This window comes from Methanosarcina subterranea (assembly GCF_055385895.1).
The window spans coordinates 3,757,109-3,776,811 of record NZ_AP042426.1; the positions used below are offsets into that span (position 1 = coordinate 3,757,109).

Annotated in this window: 11 protein-coding genes and 1 tRNA gene; 11 read left to right on the forward strand and 1 reads right to left on the reverse strand. The window is 39.1% G+C overall.

The window, feature by feature from the left end:
- Positions 1 to 16: 16 nt before the first annotated feature.
- From ACZ5A8_RS16365 to ACZ5A8_RS16390, 6 genes are all read left to right on the forward strand, one after another.
- A complete protein-coding gene (locus tag ACZ5A8_RS16365; RefSeq protein WP_464530343.1) occupies positions 17 to 1,168 on the forward strand; it encodes an ISH3 family transposase in 1,152 nt (383 codons plus the stop codon).
- A 59-nt stretch (positions 1,169 to 1,227) separates the two neighbouring features.
- On the forward strand, positions 1,228 to 2,064 hold the full coding sequence (locus tag ACZ5A8_RS16370) for a sensor histidine kinase (protein ID WP_464530345.1): 837 nt from the start codon (positions 1,228 to 1,230) through the stop codon (positions 2,062 to 2,064).
- A gap of 77 nt (positions 2,065 to 2,141) precedes the next feature.
- Positions 2,142 to 2,588: a response regulator gene (locus ACZ5A8_RS16375; protein ID WP_464530347.1), complete on the forward strand. Its 447-nt coding sequence runs from the start codon at positions 2,142 to 2,144 to the stop codon at positions 2,586 to 2,588.
- Between the two features lie 254 nt (positions 2,589 to 2,842).
- On the forward strand, positions 2,843 to 8,329 hold the full coding sequence (locus ACZ5A8_RS16380) for an AAA family ATPase (protein ID WP_464530349.1): 5,487 nt from the start codon (positions 2,843 to 2,845) through the stop codon (positions 8,327 to 8,329).
- 185 nt (positions 8,330 to 8,514) lie between these two features.
- Positions 8,515 to 8,961 carry a response regulator gene (locus ACZ5A8_RS16385; protein ID WP_464530351.1) on the forward strand — a complete coding sequence of 149 codons (447 nt, stop codon included), beginning with the start codon at positions 8,515 to 8,517 and terminating at the stop codon, positions 8,959 to 8,961.
- A gap of 31 nt (positions 8,962 to 8,992) precedes the next feature.
- A complete protein-coding gene (locus tag ACZ5A8_RS16390) occupies positions 8,993 to 10,834 on the forward strand; it encodes a PAS domain S-box protein (RefSeq protein WP_464530353.1) in 1,842 nt (613 codons plus the stop codon).
- A gap of 285 nt (positions 10,835 to 11,119) precedes the next feature.
- On the opposite strand, the gene ACZ5A8_RS16395 is transcribed toward ACZ5A8_RS16390, so the two are convergent.
- Positions 11,120 to 12,727 carry an IS1634 family transposase gene (locus tag ACZ5A8_RS16395; RefSeq protein WP_464530354.1) on the reverse strand — a complete coding sequence of 536 codons (1,608 nt, stop codon included), beginning with the start codon at positions 12,725 to 12,727 and terminating at the stop codon, positions 11,120 to 11,122.
- A gap of 1,469 nt (positions 12,728 to 14,196) precedes the next feature.
- Between ACZ5A8_RS16395 and ACZ5A8_RS16400 the strand changes: the two genes are divergently transcribed.
- The 5 genes from ACZ5A8_RS16400 to ACZ5A8_RS16420 all read left to right on the forward strand — a co-directional run bounded on the left by ACZ5A8_RS16400 (position 14,197) and on the right by ACZ5A8_RS16420 (position 19,701).
- On the forward strand, positions 14,197 to 14,643 hold the full coding sequence (locus ACZ5A8_RS16400) for a response regulator (RefSeq protein WP_464530356.1): 447 nt from the start codon (positions 14,197 to 14,199) through the stop codon (positions 14,641 to 14,643).
- A 31-nt stretch (positions 14,644 to 14,674) separates the two neighbouring features.
- Entirely contained in the window at positions 14,675 to 16,870 is a 2,196-nt protein-coding gene (locus ACZ5A8_RS16405; RefSeq protein WP_464530357.1) for a PAS domain S-box protein, read from the forward strand.
- Between the two features lie 619 nt (positions 16,871 to 17,489).
- A tRNA-Lys gene (locus ACZ5A8_RS16410) sits at positions 17,490 to 17,566 on the forward strand.
- Between the two features lie 91 nt (positions 17,567 to 17,657).
- Positions 17,658 to 17,894 carry a DNA-directed RNA polymerase subunit H gene (locus tag ACZ5A8_RS16415; protein WP_229391176.1) on the forward strand — a complete coding sequence of 79 codons (237 nt, stop codon included), beginning with the start codon at positions 17,658 to 17,660 and terminating at the stop codon, positions 17,892 to 17,894.
- A 214-nt stretch (positions 17,895 to 18,108) separates the two neighbouring features.
- Positions 18,109 to 19,701, forward strand: coding sequence for a DNA-directed RNA polymerase subunit B'' (locus tag ACZ5A8_RS16420; protein ID WP_229391175.1), 1,593 nt, complete (start codon positions 18,109 to 18,111; stop codon positions 19,699 to 19,701).
- Positions 19,702 to 19,703: the final 2 nt, after the last annotated feature.

Below are 19,703 nucleotides of genomic sequence, written 5' to 3' on the forward strand. Positions count from 1 at the left end.
TGAAAAATGCCTCTCTATGTCTTTTTTCACAAATAAGTTCAGAAATAGGTTTAAAATCGAATTAAAGTCAAAGTACTGTATTGATTCTGTATTACAACCTCTCACATCTCATGTAATCCTCAAGATCAATGGTTCACTTACAAGTGAAGACATTATTCGTACTGTTGTGAGTTTGGCAGTCGATAAGAGTTCAGTCCATTCTGTCTCAAAACAGTATTCTGCTGTTGCTTGTGAAACATCTTTACGTTACCATCTTAAGAAACTAAACATGGACGAATTGATCCTATCCAATGAAAAGATTCTTCTTCAAAATCCCCTAAAAACTCTCAAAACAGGTAAGAGCTATGAGTTTGCCATTGATTTAACCAACGATCCTTATTACGGGAAAACAGATTCGTCTAACGAGAAATATGTAATTCGTAGCCAAGCTAAAAAGTCAACAAACTCTTTTTACTCATATATCTCCCTCTACATCACTAACAAGAACGAAAGGTTTACTGTATCTGTTCTTCCTGTAGAAAAGAAAAAACCAATGGTTGAATACCTCTCCTATTTTCTCTATCTCATCAAAAGACTGAATTTTAAAATCAAGGTTCTCTGCCTTGATAGAGAGTTTTATTCTATAGATGTGTTTGAATTTTTGCAAAGTAATGGTGTTCCTCACATAGTTCCTGTTGTCAAGAAAGGAGAGAAGATGAAGCAACTTATGAATGGGAATAAGGCTCGAAGTACACAATATGTCATGAAGAATTCTAAGAAAAAGATTCTTTTAGACATTATCATTGATGTTAAGTATCTGAAAGGAAAGAGAGGTAAAAAGGGATGTGAGAACCTTGGTTTTGTTGTTTTTGGAGTTAAATGGTCTCCAAGAAAGGTCAGTACAGTTTACAGAAGAAGATTTGCTATTGAATCGTCATACAGGATGAGGAATGTGGTTAGACCAAAGACATCATCTAAAAACGCAACTATAAGGTACTTTTATGCATTGGTATCCTTTCTACTAAAAAATATATGGCTATACATTCAGAATAAACATTTTACTATTGTCAAAAGAGGACCTCAGGTCATAGATGAGGATAAGTTCAGATTTGAAGTATTTATACTTATTATTAAGGAATGGATAAGAAGAAAGTTAAGAGTGAGGACAACAGTGTGGTGTTTGAGATAAATGAAGGTAGAGTAAAAGTGGAGGAAAGATTTTAGCGAACTACTGACATTACACCAGTATTGTATAACGCATCTGTCTATAGGGACGAAGATGGCGAGGTCATTGGGATTTTTGCAGGTGCGCGTGATATTACTGAACTTAAAAAAGCAGAAGAAATGTTAAAATTGAAATTGGAAGAACTTGCCCGTTCAAATGCAGAATTAGAACAATTCGCTTACGTAGCATCTCATGATTTACAAGAGCCTTTAAGAATAATAGCAAGTTATTTACAGCTTTTGCAAAGGAAATATCAAGGACAGCTTGATGATAAAGCTGATAAATACATAAACTTTGCTGTGAACGGGGCTTCCCGTATGCAAAGCTTGATAAATGATCTTCTGGAATTCTCTCGAGTAACTACAAAGGCCAGGGAATTTGAGCCCACAGATTGTGAATCTATTTTAAATCAGGCATTATCTGATTTAGAAATATCTATAAAAGAAAATGAGGCTACCGTATCCAATGGTCCCTTGCCTAATAAGGTAATAGCAGATTACATCCAGCTGACCCAGGTATTTCAGAATCTGATCAGCAATGCAATAAAATTCCGCAGTGAAGAGATACCGGAAATTTATGTTTCTGCAGAGAAAAAAAGTGACAAATGGTTATTTTCAGTGCAGGATAATGGAATTGGAATTGATTCCAAATATTCAGAAAGAATCTTTGAAGTCTTTAAAAAGTTGCATAAAAGGGAAGAATACCCAGGAACAGGAATAGGGCTTTCAATTTGTAAAAAAATTGTGGAAAGACATGGAGGACATATATGGGTAGAATCCGAAGTAGGCAAAGGCTCAACCTTTTACTTCACGCTGCCAATCAACCCAAGAGAATTCAAAAAACCAGCTTTTAATACATAAAGCAGAATCTTATTTCTTACTCCGATTCAGTAGATTTGAATATTTTATGTAACTTACGAATTAAGGAGATCTCACGAATGTCAATAACGGCACTAGCTAAACCGGTAGAGATTCTTTTAGTAGAAGATAGCGAAGGAGATATTGGATTAGTCGAAGAAGTTTTTGAAGATGCAAAAATTCAGAATAATCTTCATGTTGTAGAGGATGGAGAAGATGCAATGCTCTTTTTACGTGGCGAAGGGCAGTTTTCAGATGTCCCGCGCCCGGATATAATACTTCTGGATTTGAATCTACCAAAAAAAGACGGACGCGAGGTTCTTGAAGAAATAAAGAAAGATGATGACCTTAAAAATATACCAGTAGTAATTTTAACCACCTCCAAAGCTGAAGAAGACATACTTAAATCTTACAATCTCTATGCTAATGCCTATATCACTAAACCTGTTGACTTTGACCAGTTCATAAAGGTAATTAAATCCATAGAAAACTTCTGGCTTGAAATTGTGAAGTTACCACCAAAATGAGATTTATGTATTCGGGACTAAAAGAGAGTCTTTTCGATTCGGAGAAAATCTTAATAGCTCAGTTGGAAAACTCAATCAGTCCTTCGCGAGTGGCTATTACGGTTTGAAGTTGACAGAGAGCACTTTCTGGCTTGAGAAAGATGACTGGGTTGATTTCATTACTTATGAAAAAGGTATGAATTAATCGGCAAATACCGGATCATATCCATTTGAACATATTGCTCAACAACATGTCATTATGAGGTTGAATTGAAATGATAATTCCCAATTATGAAATAATTGAAAAAATAGCCGAAAGTCCTCAAGCGGCTATCTACAAGGCATATCTCAAAAGAAATCCTAACCAGTTGCTTGTGCTCAAGGTTATGAAAGCGAACTTTTTGTCCGGTTATAAAAAATCCCAGGTCATGCAGAAAATTGAACACCTCAAGGTTTTAAACAGTCCTTTGGTGATTACACCCATCTCCTTCAGCGACAAAGAAGAGATCTGCTTCATAACTCAGGAATATCTTGAAGGAATCACCCTCGATAAGTTAATGGACGTGCACTCCAGGATTTCTTTGAACGATTTTTTTACAATAGCTATCGGGCTTGCTTCCGCCCTGGAAAAAGTCCATGAAGCTGGAATTATTCACGGCGGCATCAAACCTCACAACATACTTGTTGACTCCAGCACGCTTACCATTCGGTTGATAGACTTCATTAGCACCCTTGACGTTAGGGACGTCAGCCATTTTATTTATGACCGCTCTTTTATCAGGGAAACCCTGGCGTATACTTCTCCAGAGCAAACCGGACGCATCAGTCACAGGATAGTTTTTTCTTCAGATTTGTACTCGCTGGGAATCGTGTGTTATGAGATGCTGACCGTTCGTCTCCCTTTTTCACTCGACGACCCGCTTGAATTGATACATTCTCACCTCGCTGAAGAGGCTTCTTGTATTCATGAATTAAACCCGGATATTCCTGTAACCCTGAGTAAAATCGTGGCCAAAATGATGCTTAAGGAACCTGAAAAACGTTACCAAAGCGCAAGCGGGCTTTTAGCTGACCTCATAATGTGCCGGGACGAATATTCTGCCACAGGAACAATTTGCGAATTCCCTCTGGAAAGCTGCGTTTACACTCACAGGGCTACTTTTATATCCAAAATGGTTGGCCGCGACAACGAGGCTAAAATAATCCTTAAAGAATACGAACGGGTCACCAGGGGAGATTTTAGATCGTTGTTAATCTCCGGGCTGTCAGGTATCGGAAAGACTCGCCTGATACAGGAACTGCAAAAGCCGATTGTGAAACACAGGGGTTATTTCACATCGGGAAAATTCGACGTATATCAGAAAAATATCCCCTACAGCTCCCTTATCCAGGCGCTCAGAAATTTGATGCGGACACTTCTTACCGAAAGTAATGAGCGGGTGGCAGTGTGGAAGGATAAGATATTGAAGGCAGTAGACCAAAATGGAAAAGTTTTGACAGATGTCATTCCGGAACTGGAAATCCTGATCGGGCCACAACCCGAGGTTAAACAGCTTCCTCCGGTTGAATCGTTGAACAGATTCCGTAACCTCTTTGATCAATTTTTAGGTTGCCTGGCGAGCGAGGAGAATCCTCTTACCTTATTCATCGATGACCTTCAATGGTGTGATGTAGCATCCTTTGACTTTCTGGAAAATGTATTCGCCAATTACAGGAACCATCCTTACCTTTTTTTATTGGGAGCATACCGCCATAACGAGGTGGACTCAAGCCATCCTCTTTGCAAGCTTATCCTGAATATCAGGAAGGGTGGCCAGCCATTGAAGGAGGTCAGGCTGGGACCATTGAAACCTGAGCATTGCCATGAAATGGTCTCATACATTCTTGATTCTCCACTTCCGCCGACCAAGGCGTTATCAGATTTCATAAGCACACTGACTGAAGGCAACCCGCTCTTTGTCAGTGAAAGCCTGTCATATCTGCACAATGAAGATCTTCTCTATCTTGACAGTGAGAGGCAATGGCGTTGGGACCTCGACAAGATCAGGCAGTCAAGCATGCCGACCACAGTGGTCTCTCTTTTCAGCTCAAAGATACAGAAGCTTCCGCCGAACCTTATAGAACTGATCGAATATTGTGCCTGCATGGGAAATACCTTTTCGCCTGCTGAACTATCATTAATCAGGGAAATGACCTTGCTGGAAACCTTTGAGATTCTGAAACCGGCTCTAGGACAGGGACTGTTGATAGAAAATAAAAATCAGTTGCAGTTCATCCACGACAAGGTCCAGGAAGCAGCCTTATTTTCCATCCCAGTAAAAAGACGCCGCCAAATTCACTGGCAAGTGGGAAACCACCTCTTTTCCGCTGTTCCGGAGAATGCTGACCTTGAAAAACTCGACAACCTGTTTACCATTGTTTCACATCTTAACCTCGGAAGAGAGAACAATCTTGGCTCAGAAACGGCGTATCTTTTGTCCGATATCAACTACCACGCTGGAAACAAGGCACTGAACTCTCTTGCCACAGAAGTGGCAAATGAATATTTCAATCTCAGCAGGGAATTATTACCGGATGACTGCTGGGAGGACAATCACTATGAGCGTACTTTCAGGATATTCCAGAAGGCGGCGAAGACGGAACTTATGTGTGGGAATTATGGGGATTCCGAAAGGTTGCTCAATTATTTGCTCGACCATGCTAAAACCGATCTGGACAAGGCGGAATGCCTGGCGGAACAAACGACCTCGATGTCGTCCATAGGCAATTTTATCAAAGCCATCGAGACTGCAAGCCGAGGGCTTGCCTATTTTGGCAAGGTTATTCCTGACGATCCCGGAGATGCGAACAGAAAACGACAGAAGATAATGGCTGAAATTGCTTCAAAAGATATCGATGTATGGGGAACTATTCTAAGCATGCCTTTCACTACGGACAGGAGAAGCAAGATCGAGCTTGCATTTTATAGCGAGCTTATTCCCGACCTGTATATGTCCGGCCTTGTTCCACAGCTTTATCTCTCAGCTGCGCAGTCGACACAGCATTGTCTTTCTGGTGGCATGGATGAATCCGTAATCTATTCTTTCAGCATTATGGGACTTCAGCTCGGAGAACAGGAAGAGTTCGAGTCTGCATTCAGATATGAAGACCTTGCCCGTGACTTATCGGCAAAATACCCAAATACTTTCGGTGCTACGCGCGGCATGAATGGGATCGTATGGTGCAACATGCACTCAAGAAGCCACCCAGGCGAGATTGTAGATTATTGTCTCAAGTCGATTCAATGCGGAAAGAACTGTGGCGACCTATATAATGCCGGTCTTTCATATGGTCCTCTGATGTGGAACCTTCAGGTTCAGGGAGCAGACCTGTCTATTATTGAAGATTATGCCAGAGAATGCCTTCAGTTCTCCAACAGATATCATCTATCATTTTCCGTAGGCCTTGCAGACGCGATGCAGGCGGGCTGGATTGAGCCTATGAAGACGGGATATTCGCCTACGCCTATGGAGGAAAAGCTGAGTAAGTGGGAGCAGGATAACCACATTGCTTCTGCAGGATGTTATTATGTACACATGGCTCTTACTCATTACTATTTCGGAGAGTATGAAGAGGCCGAAAAGTACCTTGTCGGAGTCGAGAAGTATTTATCGGGTCTTACTGACAATGTGCTGAAGAGGCAATGGCATGTTTTCAGAGTGTTGAACTCTCTTAAGCTGTATGAGGGAGGTATGGGCTTTAAGAGTGAACAGGAATTGCTGACTGAAATCCAGCCCATCATTAAAAAGATCGAGACATGGGCCGGTTTGGGACCTTTATTGAAGCCCTATCTTGCTTTTATATATGCCGAATTGGAAAGAGTCACTGGCGAATTTAAGGAAGCCAGGAGTCTTTACCTTGATGCTATAGAGTCGGCACATAAACAAAATTATACGCTTCTAGAAGGGCATCTCAACGAATCCCTCGGGGAACTTCTTCTGCAGGCTGGCAGATGTTCCGAAGGGATATATTTTGCCGAAGCTGCAGGTTTGTACAAGAGATGTCATGCAGAACGAAAAGAAATCAATCTTATCGAAAAATACCCGGATTATTTTGAGGAAGAAAAGATTTCTTATCCGTACCCAACGGTTGAGTCTCCTTCCCATACCCTTCCTGACCTAGATATCGAATACCTCATGAAGTCATCTCTTGCCATTTCCGCTGAGATCGAGCAGGAAGCTTTGTTGAAAAAAATTATGAACGTGGTTATCGAGAGTTCGGGGGCACAGCACGGGTATTTGTTAATCGAAGAGGAAGGCAACTTGCTTATTCGCGCCGAAAGTCATGCCACAGACAAAGAAGTGGTAAAGACGTTCCACAAAAAACTTGAAGATACGGAAGAGATCTGCGAATCGATCGTCCATTATGTTCACCGGACCGGAGAACGATTGATGCTGAATAACGCCGCACAGGAAGGCATATTTAAAGACAATCCGAAAGTCCAGGATATGCAATTACGCTCTGTCCTTTGTCTGCCGGTGATCAAACAATCAAAGATGATAGGCGTACTGTACCTGGAAAACCGTCTATCCGATTCGGTATTTACACCGGGAAAAACAGATATGATGGAATTATTAGTATCGCAGGCAGCCATTTCTTTAGAGAATGCTACTCTTTTTTCAGAACGCAAGAAAGCAGAAGAGCTTAAACTGGTAAGCAAGTATAACCGTAGCCTGATTGAAGCCAGTTTGGATCCTCTGGTTACTATTGGTCCTGATGGAAAGATAACCGATGTAAATAAAGCTACAGAACTTGTCACCGGTTATTCTCGTGAAGAGTTGATTGGAACTGATTTTTCGGACTATTTTACTGAGCCTGATAAAGCCAAAGAAGGATATAAACAGGTATTCAGGGAAGGATTGGTGTTTGATTATGAGCTTGAGATCCAGAACAGAAGAGGGCGCTTGACACCAGTTTTGTATAATGCTTCAGTTTATCAAGATGAGTCTGGTGAGGTTATTGGTGTTTTTGCCGCAGCACGTGACATTACCGAGCGAAAAAAAGCAGAAGAAATGTTAAAACTGAAATTGGAAGAACTTGCCCGTTCAAATGCAGAATTAGAACAATTCGCTTACGTAGCATCTCACGACTTACAAGAACCCTTAAGAATGGTAGCAAGTTATTTACAGCTTTTGCAAAGGAAATATCAAGGACAGCTTGACGATAAAGCTGATAAATACATTCACTTTGCTGTGGATGGGGCTTCCCGTATGCAAAGCTTGATAGAAGATCTTCTGGAATTCTCTCGAGTAACTACAAAGGCCAGGGAATTTGAACTTACAGATTGTGAATCCATGTTGAATCAAGTATTATCTAATTTGGAAGCATCTATAAAAGAAAATGAAGCTATCGTATCCCATGGTCGTTTACCTAATAAGGTAATGGCAGATTCTACTCAGTTGGCCCAGGTATTTCAGAATTTAATCAGCAATGCAATAAAATTCCGCAGTAAAGAGGTACCGGAAATTCATATTTCTGCAGAGAAAAAAGGCAAAAAATGGTTATTTTCAGTGCAGGATAATGGAATTGGAATTGATCCCAAATATTCAGAAAGAATCTTTGAAGTTTTTAAAAGGTTGCATAAAAAGGAAGAATACCCGGGAACAGGAATAGGGCTTTCAATTTGTAAAAAAATTGTAGAAAGACATGGAGGGCATATATGGGTAGAATCTGAAGTGGGTAAAGGCTCAACCTTTTATTTCACGCTACAAATTGAGTCTTGAATTTCACGCTACAAATTGACTTTCAAAAGTCCGTGTGAAACATAGTTTCATAGTCAAGATCTTGATTCTGAAAGTTAGTTCAAATTTTGACCAACCTTTTCTAAAGGTTAAGAAGATTCAAAACCTTTATTTTACCTTTTATTTTACCTTTTATTTTACCTTACCAGTTAAGAAGGTCTTAAAAAATGAGAACACAAATAGCAGCTAGACCAGTAGAAATTCTTTTAGTAGAAGATAGTGAAGGAGATGTCGGATTAATCGAAGAAGTTTTTGAAGATGCAAAAATTCGGAATAATCTGCATGTTGTAGACGACGGAGAAGATGCAATACTCTTTTTACGTGGCGAAGGGCAGTTTTCAGATGTCCCGCGCCCGGATATAATTCTTCTCGATTTGAATTTACCGAAAAAAGATGGACGCGAGGTTCTTGAAGAAGTAAAGGAAGACGATGACCTTAAAAATATACCAGTAGTGGTTTTAACGACCTCCAAAGCTGAAGAAGACATACTTAAATCTTACAATCTTCATTCTAATGCCTATATCACTAAACCTGTTGACTTTGACCAATTCATAAAGGTAATTAAATCCATAGAAGACTTCTGGCTTGAAGTTGTGAAATTACCGCCAAAATAAGATCAACATGCCCGGATAGGACGGTTCAGTTATGGATAAAAAAGTCGAAATCTTGCTTTTCGAGGATAACCCCGGGGATGCGGGTCTGATTGAAGAGATGCTCGAAGAATTTGCCAGTTTCCCATATGAGTTTAAAAATGTCGAAACTCTGGATGAGGGCTTGAACCTTCTTAAAGAGCGTCCATTTGATGTTATACTGTCAGACCTGGGATTGCCAGATAGCGACGGTATCGACACTTTTCTTGATATTCATGCAGTAAATCCACGAATTCCCATAATAATTCTAACCGGCATGAATGATGAAAAAATTGGAATTGACGCTGTAAAGAAAGGTGCCCAGGACTATTTAGTCAAAGGGCAAATAGATGGCAGACTATTAGGACGTTCTATCAGGTATTCTATTGAGCGTAAAAAAACAGAAGAGAAAATTCGGAATTTAGCAAATATAGTGGAATCATCAAATGATGCTATTATAACCAAGTCTCTTGATGGTATTATTACCAGCTGGAATAAAGGGGCAGAACAAATTTATGGTTATTCGGCTGAAGAAATCCTGGGAAGGCCCATAACAATTCTAACGCCATTTCTATTAGACAAAGAAACAAAGAAATTAATTGAAATGATTAAAAAGGGAGAGAAAATCCACCATTATGAAACTTTACGGTTAAGAAAGGACGGTACAATAATAGACGTCTCAATAACTCTTTCTTCGGTTTTTGATATCTCCGGAGAGCTCACAGCTATCTCAATTATCGCCAGGGATATAACTGAAAGCAAAAGAGCAGAAGAAGAACTTCTAAAAAGCGAAGAAAGGTATAGGATTGTCACAGAGCAGATAGGTCAGCTCGTATATGACTTTAATATCAAGGAGGATAAAGTCAACTGGGCAGGTGCTATCGAGGAAATTACCGGATATGCGGCTGAAGAGTTCAAATCTATACATGATACTGCCTGGCTGGAAAGGATTCATCCTGAAGATCTGAATCGAACAATAGAAAGAGTTGATACTTTTCTGAAGAAAGGAGAAAAGCTTAATCAGCAGTTCAGATTCCGAAAAAAAGATGGAAACTATATCTATATCGAAGAGCGTGGAATCTGCTTTGCAGATAAAAGCGGAAAGCCTTACAGAATCCTCGGAGTAATAACTGATATTACCGAGAAAAAAGAAGCAGAGGACGCCCTGACAAAAATTGAAGAGGTTCGTAAAAAAGAGATTCACCACAGGATTAAGAACAATCTGCAGGTGGTCTCATCTCTTCTCGACCTTCAGGCTGAAAAATTCGCTGACTATGAAATATGTAACACTTCGAAGGTTCTCAAAGCTTTCAGGGACAGCCAGAATCGGGTTATTTCCATGGCCTTAATCCATGAAGAACTATACGAATCCAGAGACAACAATACTCTTAATTTTGCGGCATACCTGAAGAAACTGACAAAGGAACTCTTCAGGTGTTACAATATCGAAGATTCAGGAACCCATTTGGTTCTGGAAATAGAGGAAAAAACTTTCCTCGAAATGGATACGGTGGTTCCATTAGGGATAATTGTTAATGAACTCGTTTCGAATTCTCTCAAACATGCATTTCAAGATAGAGAGAAAGGAAAAATTCAAATTAAACTTTATAGGGAAGAAAACGGAGAATGTAAAAACAACAGAGTAGGGAGCACAAGCGAAGCCGAAAAAGGCACCAGCTTTATTCTGACAGTTTCAGATAACGGAGTGGGTATTCCTGAAAGCCTTGATTTAGAAAATTCCGACACTCTTGGCATGCAGCTGGTAACCACCCTTGTAGACCAGTTAGAAGGCGAACTTGAACTGAAAAGGATCAATGGAACGGAATTTAATATAAAATTCACAGTAGCAGAAAAATAGCAAGAAATTTCCTTTCAGGAGATTTAGCCATCTGAAATACTTTTTACCCTGCTTTCGGCAGGTAACTTGTTTTTTTCGTAACATTTTTACTGATAACGTTTTTGCTGGGAAACACATTATCTCTGATACAAAACATTATTGCAAAAATGGTTCATTGTTTATATATGTCGTGAGATTTTGGTTCGATGTTAACCAGTTTCAAACACATCACATATTTATATAATGTTCGAAAAACACTATCAGTAAAAATCCTTATAATTTAACCCACTTTCCGCACTATTTTTTTCACACATAATATTTTTCGTACTTTTCTCCCATCAGTTTCAGCATTTTAATGGTTTCCTCATCCAGATTTAATACCTTCTTTATCCTTTTTCCCTCAATTTCGATCACTAATTCTGTTATTCTCCTGAACAGGAAGAATACCCACTTCATAGTTGGAGTCTGTGTTTTCTTCTTAACCTGGTTTCTAATAGCTTCTTTTGTTTCTTCCAATCTGGTTCTCAGTTTCCACTCAGCTATCGAATACAACAATAAGCACAGGACCATAACCATTGCAAGCGCTTCTATTCTGGCTTCTTTTTTCAGGTATACCTCAGAGACTCTGAAACTCTTATCTTTAAGGAACCTGAACCCTCTTTCAACTGTTCCCTGTTCTTTATAGTATTCCAGGAGTTGATCTGGAGTCAACTCCAGATCATTAGTTGTAAGAATGAACCTTCCTAACTTTGCTCTTCTTTCCTGTACCTTCCCTTGATCGGGTTTAATCTCTGCTTCTATCAGGTAGAAAGTCTGTACCTCTTCATTTTTCCTTGGTCTTCCTTTCTTGTTTTCAAGCCTGCGAGCCTTAGATATTATTTCAAGTTTCGTGAACTCATATGATTCATTCTCTTTCAACCATTGTTCAGCAGCCATTCTTGCGTCGGCTTCACAGGCAAATTCACGATTAGAAAGCTTTTTAAGGGACTTTTCTGCTGCTTCCAGCTCCTTAAGAATCTTTTCATTAAATGTCTTCTCTTCCTTATTTTTCATTTCCTCTGAGCAGAATATAACCCATAACTGTTTTACTTCACCATAAGAGGATTTTACAGCATAACAAGAATAACGCTCATCAGAGCATGTTTCCAGAATTAAGTCTGCCGTCAAGAGTTCCTTTGCTTCATTGATGGTTGCAGGTACTCTCGATATGAAAAAAGCGTTTGTTCCTATCTCTTTTACATTATCTTCAGTATAAAATGCACTGTCAGCAATATGGTAGACTCTTTCGTCAAGGTTCAGGTTTTGTGTTAGTTCCTTGATTGTTTTGATGAGAACTTTTTTATCGGAACTATTTCCGTCTAATGCTCTTACGAAAAGAGGAATTCCTTTCTGATCAGTAACCATGGAAATGGTAAAACGAAGTAAGTCGACTCTTTTGTCTTTAGGATGACCGTAAGTAACGTTGATAGTTTTGCTATTATCATTTTCATAGTCACCGTAAACACTAAAATTTGTAGTATCTGTATGGCAAAAATGGGGATTAATAGGAACGTGTTTCATAGCTTGCAAAATAATGTGGTTGAAGAGTTCGGTTGCTCCGTATTCCTGAATTTTATCCAAAGTTCTACCAAAAACGTCATCATTAAGGTGTTCTGGGAGAACACCTTCTCCCAGTAACCTTTCAGTGGGTAAGTTTTCAAAAAAAGCAGGAAACAGGTAAAGACGACGTTCAGTAAACCCTAAACCGTTGATACACATTGCCTTGAGAACAGTAGAATGAGGAATGTTGTGGCCACTTTTCTTGGGGAGGAGATCATCAATAAAATCTGAAATATCAAGTTCGTCAAAGACGCCAGCAATAAGGCCATAATGACCAAGGTGAGTTGTGGATTCAGAGCTGGGAGAGAGAGTCATCAAGGTAAAATGGGAAGAGATTTTATAAAAAGTATTGGAAGAATTCAAAAATATAAAATTAAGAAATTTTACTGCGGAAAGTGGGATTTAATGTCGACCTGCCGAATATAGGTTTCACACTAACTTCTGACATTTAAAGAAGTTAATTTTTAGAAGTAATGATGCACAAATGCAAACCATCTACTTGCTTGAAAATAGTTTGCATAAAAAGTTTTAAGCTATCAAATAATTGATATCATATGTATTTTTGACCGAAGGGAGCAAATTAATTCGATCTCCTTAGGGTCCCAAAAAATGATCCATTTTTTAAGAATTATTGAGTCTTATTTACCAGATTTAATGTAGTGCCGGCGCTCCGCCAATAAAGGTACATGTTTTAAATAACTTATTTATAATTTAACAGAATTTTTCCCCTCAATTTTCAAATTAAAAGCTTTTTGCCCCTTATTTTTAACATTAAATTTAATATGATGGAAAATGGGATCAGATGCCATAATTTTAAATAGATATAAATTGTAAAAATAAAGCTGTTATTTCACTCAGTTGTCAATTTTAAATATTAATATTATTTATTTCTCTAAAAAATTTATTATTCGAGTGCACATTTGTTGGAAGAACTCTAAATATATGCCTATCACCAAAAATAAGCATTATAGATCCTCAGTTTACACACTGATTTAGGAGGACCCTATATCTCCCATTACTGATTTTTTTGGTAAGGGTTTATTAGATATGTGAAAAAATATGAAATAATTATTTCATATTATATTCAATATTTTTTATATTTCCTCATTCATTATAAATTATTTTTCATATTTTTTCACACCTTTTCACGTTATATGCTCCCTTTACTTTATAAATAAAATCCTATATCTAAGTACAGATTCATCTAATAGTGGCCATGAGCTGCATTTATAATAAAATTGGTGCTTCTAAAATAAACGTAATCACTTATAAAGCAAAACCTACAATATTATCCGAGTTAAATGGTAAGGTTTTTCTAAAATATATAACGTTATTACTACGTTGTTATTACTTAGAATCTCCAGTAAAATTTGAAAAATTATTTCTTTAGCGAATATTACTGTATTCTATCTCTGAAAAATGTAAGAATGAAACCATACAAAGTATAGTTTTACGGTCAAAATCCTGATCTTGAAGATTTGATCCGGTTTTAAACAAATATTGTAACTATTCAGCCTGGATAAAACAACATCAATAGCCATCTTAATTAAGATTCAATAGACAATTTTCTATGAATTTATTTTCTTTGATTGTTGGCGAATGATTGCGTTTTTTCATTATTCATCAGTTATTTATCAAACTCCTTGGTTTCACTAAAATCAATATCAATCGACATGTTTTGATAGGCTGGATTGTTACCAAACATGTTCTAAAACGTTAAAAACTCCAAAAGTTAAAACTTCAACAGCTTTATTTTTACCTTACCAGTTAAGAAGGTCTTAGAAATGAGAACACAAATAACGGCTAAACCAATAGAAATTCTTTTAGTAGAAGATAGTGAAGGAGATGTCGGATTAATCGAAGAAGTTTTTGAAGATGCAAAAATTCGGAATAATCTGCATGTTGTAGACGACGGAGAAGATGCAATACTCTTTTTACGTGGCGAAGGGCAGTTTTCAGGTGCCCCACGCCCGGATATAATTCTTCTCGATTTGAATTTACCGAAAAAAGATGGACGCGAGGTTCTTGAAGAAATAAAGGAAGACGATGACCTTAAAAATATACCAGTAGTGGTTTTAACGACCTCCAAAGCTGAAGAAGACATACTTAAATCTTACAATCTTCATGCTAATGCTTATATCACTAAACCTGTTGACTTTGACCAATTCATAAAGGTAATTAAATCCATAGAAGACTTCTGGCTTGAAGTTGTGAAACTACCATCGAAATAAGATCGATGCAACCCAGATAGGACGATTTGGTATGAATAAAAAGGTTGAAATACTGCTTTTCGAGGATAATCCCGGGGATGCCAATCTAATAAAAGAGTTACTAGAGGATTTCGCCGATTTCACATTTGAACTTGAAAATGTCGAAACCCTTAATGAGGGTCTGAACCTTCTTAAAGAGCGTCCGTTTGATGTTATACTATCAGATCTGGGATTGCCAGATAGCGATGGTATCGACACCTTTCTTGATATTCATGTAAAAAATTCACGAACTCCCATAATAATCTTAACAGGCATAAATGATGAAAAAATTGGAATTGATGCTGTAAAAAAAGGCGCCCAGGACTATTTGGTCAAGGGACAGGTAGACGGCAGGTTATTAAAACGTTCTATCCGGTACTCCATTGAGCGTAAAAAAGCAGAAGAGAAAGTTCAAAACTTAGCGAATATTGTGGAATCATCAAATGATGGTATTATGACCGAGTCTCTTGATGGCATTATTACCAGCTGGAATAAAGGTGCAGAGCAAATTTATGGTTATTCGGCTGAAGAAATTCTCGGAAAGCACATATCCATCCTTGCACCGCCCTTTTTGGTAGGAGAGACAAAAAAATTAGTTGAAAGGATTAAACATGGAGATAAAATCCGTCATTATGAGACTTCACGGTTAAGAAAGAACGGCATAATAATAAATGTCTCAATAACTCTTTCTCCGGTCTTTGATGATTATGAAAAGCTGACTGGTATTTCAATTATTGCCAGAGATATAACTGAAAGAAAAAAAGCAGAAGAAGAGCTTCAGAAAAGTGAGGAAAGGTACAGGATTGTCACAGAGCAGACAGGACAACTTCTATATGATTACGATCTAAGAACCGACACGGGTAACTGGGCTGGCAATATCGAAAAAGTTACAGGATATCCCCCTCAAGAATTTAAGGAACTCAGCTCTGAAGCCTGGATCGACAACATTCATCCTGAAGACCGGGAATGTGTATTAAAGAAAATGAGTGAAATCCGGAAAAATGGAGGAAATTATGGGGCAGAATTCAGGTTCAGGAAAAAAGACGGAACTTATTTCCATGCGGAGGATAGTGGAGTTTATCTTGTTGATGAAGCAGGCTTGCCTTACAGGGCTCTTGGAGTGATAAAAGATATAACGGAGAAAAAACTGGCGGCAAAAAAATTAAAAATAAGTGAAGAGCGCATCCAGTCATATCTGCAGAACTTCAGGGGCATAGGCACTCAGCTGAATGGAAATTTTGTTCCGATATTTCTGCACGGGGCTGTTGAGGAACTCACAGGATATACGAAAGAAGATTTCCTTTCAGGAAAAATACGCTGGCATGAGATCGTAGAGCCTGAAGACCGACCAGGACTGCAGGAAAAAGCGCAAAAAATGAAAAATACCCCTAATTTGACTGTCAGGCATGAATACCGGATAAGGAAAAAAGATGGAGAAGTCCGGTGGATCCATGGAATTGCCCAGAATGTTTCCGAATCAAGCAATAAAGAGCTTTACCAGGGCCTGATGTATGACATAACTGACAGGAAAATGGCAGAAGAATCCCTGAATAAAATAGAGAAAATCCGCAAAAAGGAAATTCATCACAGGATAAAGAATAACTTACAGGTAATTTCTTCATTACTTGACCTTCAGGCTGAACATTTTGACGATGAAAAAGTCAAAGAAGCATTCAGAGAAAGCCAGAACAGGGTAATTTCCATGGCTTTAATCCATGAAGAGCTATATGAATCAGGGGAAATTGGCTCCCTTAATTTTGTGGCATACCTGCAAAAACTGGTAAAGTACATCTTCAGGTGTTACAATATTGGAGATTCAGAAGCCCATTTGCTCCTGAAAATGGAAGAAAAAACTTTCCTTGACATGGATACTGCTGTCCCGTTAGGGATGATTGTCAATGAGCTCGTTTCAAATTCCCTTAAGCACGCATTTCCAGATAGAGAGAAAGGGATCGTTAAAATAAAACTTTACCGGGAAGAAAACGGAGAATGCAAAATTAACAGAGTAGAGAATACAATAAAGGATAATAAGAGCACCAGTTTCGTTTTGACAATTTCAGATAACGGAGTGGGTGTGCCTGAAAGTGTTAATCTAGAAAACTCCGACACACTCGGAATACAGCTGGTAGCTCTTCTGGTAGATCAATTAGGTGGTGAACTTGAATTGAAAAAGGATTGTGGAACTGAATTCATCATAAAATTGAAGTAGAAGAAAAGCAGTAAGAATCTGTCTTTCGGAAAATTCATTTAGTTGTCGTTTTTACACGGGTCTTTTATCCTACGTTTGTCATTTTTTATACTGATGCCATTTCAGCTATAATGTCCAGCAATTACTTAAGTTTCATTCCAGCAATTACTTAAGTTTCAGGGAATCTTAACCTAGATCTAATTAAATAGCTGATTTACAATAGTGTGATTGATAAATGATATCAAATAGTATTAAGTGCTTCCTTTCTGGAGGGGACTGTCGGGAAAGCGGCAAGTTATTTAAAATCGGGGCAAAATTCTCCTTTTACCCGAATATATGGAGGAATAATTCAGTTTTTGGCCTTACTTTTAAAAAAATGAAAATTCTCGTACATATAACTTTCTGGCAAAATCAGAAAGATATTTGAATTAATTCAACACACAATAAATAAATTTAGGTTAGTATTTAAGGGGCATGAGCAAAAAAAGTAAACTCACCATAAGTTATAAATAGTATAGCTATAATTAGAGGGTTGCACCGGTGAAAGAGGTGCTCCCTGATGCAGCGGGGCAGCAGGGTGGCATGCTAAAAAATTAGCCTTCAGTGGTGCAAAATACAGAGGTGGAGAAATAAACAAACTGGGCCCGTAGCTCAGTCAGGCAGAGCGACTGGCTTTTAACCAGTCGGCCTAGGGTTCAAATCCCTACGGGCCCGCCATATTCTTATTACAACTACAACCGGCGGATAGGCCATCCGCAGGAAATGTCCAGCAAGTTTTTTGAGATGCTTTATTTTTGGAGGAAAGGATTTGACAAAGTTCAGCCTGCTCGACCATGATTCAGTCCCTAAACATGAAATAATTGCAGAGGGCGAATTAAAGTCTGTTTTAAGCAAATATTCAATTGAAAAGGAACAGCTTCCGAAAATTAAAGTACAGGATCCTGTTAGTAAAGAAATAGGAGCTGTCGTCGGAGATGTTGTGAAAATCACAAGAAAAAGTCAAACTGCAGGGGAGGCAGACTATTACAGACTTGTGATTGAGTAAGCGGGGGGGAGATAAAACCGCTTGCATGATCACATTTTTTTTCACTGAACATCTTTTTGAATCCCATGCACCATCGTACGGAAAGATTCAACGACTGCATAAAGATCTTAGGATCATAGTTTATTGATTTTCATTTTAACAAAGCAAAGAGGGTGCTATCATCGCGTTAGAAAGCAGTATACTGTCGCAGGCTTATTTTACACGGGACAAGATAGTGCAGCACCATATAGACTCGTTTAACAAGTTTATAGATTATGGGCTGCAAAAGATCATAGACGAACAGAGAATAATAGAAACCGACATTGAGGATACCTATCTCAAACTCGGCAAGATCCGGGTAGAGCATCCAGTGGTAAAGGAGGCAGACGGGGCAATTGAAAAACTTTACCCCAACGAAGGGAGGCTCAGAAACCTTTCGTACTCAGGCCCCCTCTACCTGGAGATGAGTGTCGTAAAAGAAGGGATAGAGTCCGAAGTAATGGAAGCAAAGATCGGGCAGCTTCCGGTTATGGTCAAATCCAAAATCTGTAACCTTTTAGGGCTTAGCGAGACCGAGAAAGTTCGCTATGGAGAAGACCCTCTGGATCCCGGGGGATATTTCATTATCGGAGGCACTGAAAGGGTAGTCATGACCCTTGAAGACCTTGCGCCTAACAAAATCCTTGTTGAGTACGGAGAACGTTACGGTGATTCTATAGAGGTTGCAAAGGTATTCTCCCAGAAAAGAGGATACAGGGCACTTGTAATTGTAGAAAGAGGAAGAAAGTCCCTGCTTGAGGTGTCTTTCCCTTCAATATCCGGTAGAGTGTTCTTTATTACACTTATGAGGGCTCTCGGGATAGTAACTGACGAAGATATCGTAAATGCAGTCTCAAGTGATCCCGAAATTATCAAATTCATGCTGGAAAACCTTGAAGAAGCCGAAGTAGAAACCCAGGAAGAAGCGATCGAGAAGATTGGAGCAAGGGTTGCTGCAGGGCAGGCCAAGGAATACCAGATAAAAAGAGCAAACTACGTTATTGACAGGTATCTTTTCCCTCACCTCGGAAACGACATTAAAGACAGAATCTCAAAAGCCCATTTCCTGGCACGAATGGCTGAATCCTGTTTTGAGCTTGCACTTGGAAAGCGTACCGAGGACGACAAAGACCACTATGCAAACAAGAGGCTGAAACTCGCAGGTGACCTGATGGAAGACCTCTTCAGGGTATCCTTCAACCGGCTGGCAAGGGACATAAAGTACCAGCTCGAACGTGCAAACATGAGAAACAGAGAACTTAATGTTGCCACAATCGTAAGAGCAGATGTCCTGACTGACCGCCTTCAGCACCCTCTGGCAACAGGAAACTGGGTTGGAGGAAGGACCGGTGTTTCCCAGCTTCTTGACCGGAACGACTACATCTCAACCCTTTCCCACCTGCGCCGCGTAATTTCACCGCTTTCTCGTGCCCAGCCTCACTTTGAAGCCCGTGACCTGCACGCAACTCAATGGGGACGGCTCTGTCCTTCCGAGACTCCTGAAGGTCCCAATTGTGGTCTCGTGAAAAACTTTGCCGAGATGGTAGAACTCTCAACCGGGATAGAGGAAATAGAGAGCATAAAGAAAATACTATACGACGTTAATGTCGAAAAAGTAGTTGTAAAGGTGCCCGAGATACCGGCAAGGATAAAGGAAATCTTGCTCGATGAATTCGGTGAAGAGATAGTTGAAGAGTTTGAAGAAACTCCGGAAGTAGAAACCAAATACAAAGATGATGACTTCTACGATTATTCAGATATGGACGACTCCGGATCGTTCGGTGACTGAGG

Bases quoted from the DNA above. Each gene is read 5' to 3' on its own strand.
- ACZ5A8_RS16390 (WP_464530353.1), top strand. From the start codon at position 8,993: ATGGATAAAAAAGTCGAAATCTTGCTTTTCGAGGATAACCCCGGGGAT.
- ACZ5A8_RS16400 (WP_464530356.1), top strand. From the start codon at position 14,197: ATGAGAACACAAATAACGGCTAAACCAATAGAAATTCTTTTAGTAGAA.
- ACZ5A8_RS16375 (WP_464530347.1), top strand. From the start codon at position 2,142: ATGTCAATAACGGCACTAGCTAAACCGGTAGAGATTCTTTTAGTAGAA.
- ACZ5A8_RS16385 (WP_464530351.1), top strand. From the start codon at position 8,515: ATGAGAACACAAATAGCAGCTAGACCAGTAGAAATTCTTTTAGTAGAA.
- ACZ5A8_RS16405 (WP_464530357.1), top strand. From the start codon at position 14,675: ATGAATAAAAAGGTTGAAATACTGCTTTTCGAGGATAATCCCGGGGAT.
- ACZ5A8_RS16365 (WP_464530343.1), top strand. From the start codon at position 17: ATGTCTTTTTTCACAAATAAGTTCAGAAATAGGTTTAAAATCGAATTA.
- ACZ5A8_RS16380 (WP_464530349.1), top strand. From the start codon at position 2,843: ATGATAATTCCCAATTATGAAATAATTGAAAAAATAGCCGAAAGTCCT.
- ACZ5A8_RS16395 (WP_464530354.1), bottom strand. From the start codon at position 12,727: ATGACTCTCTCTCCCAGCTCTGAATCCACAACTCACCTTGGTCATTAT.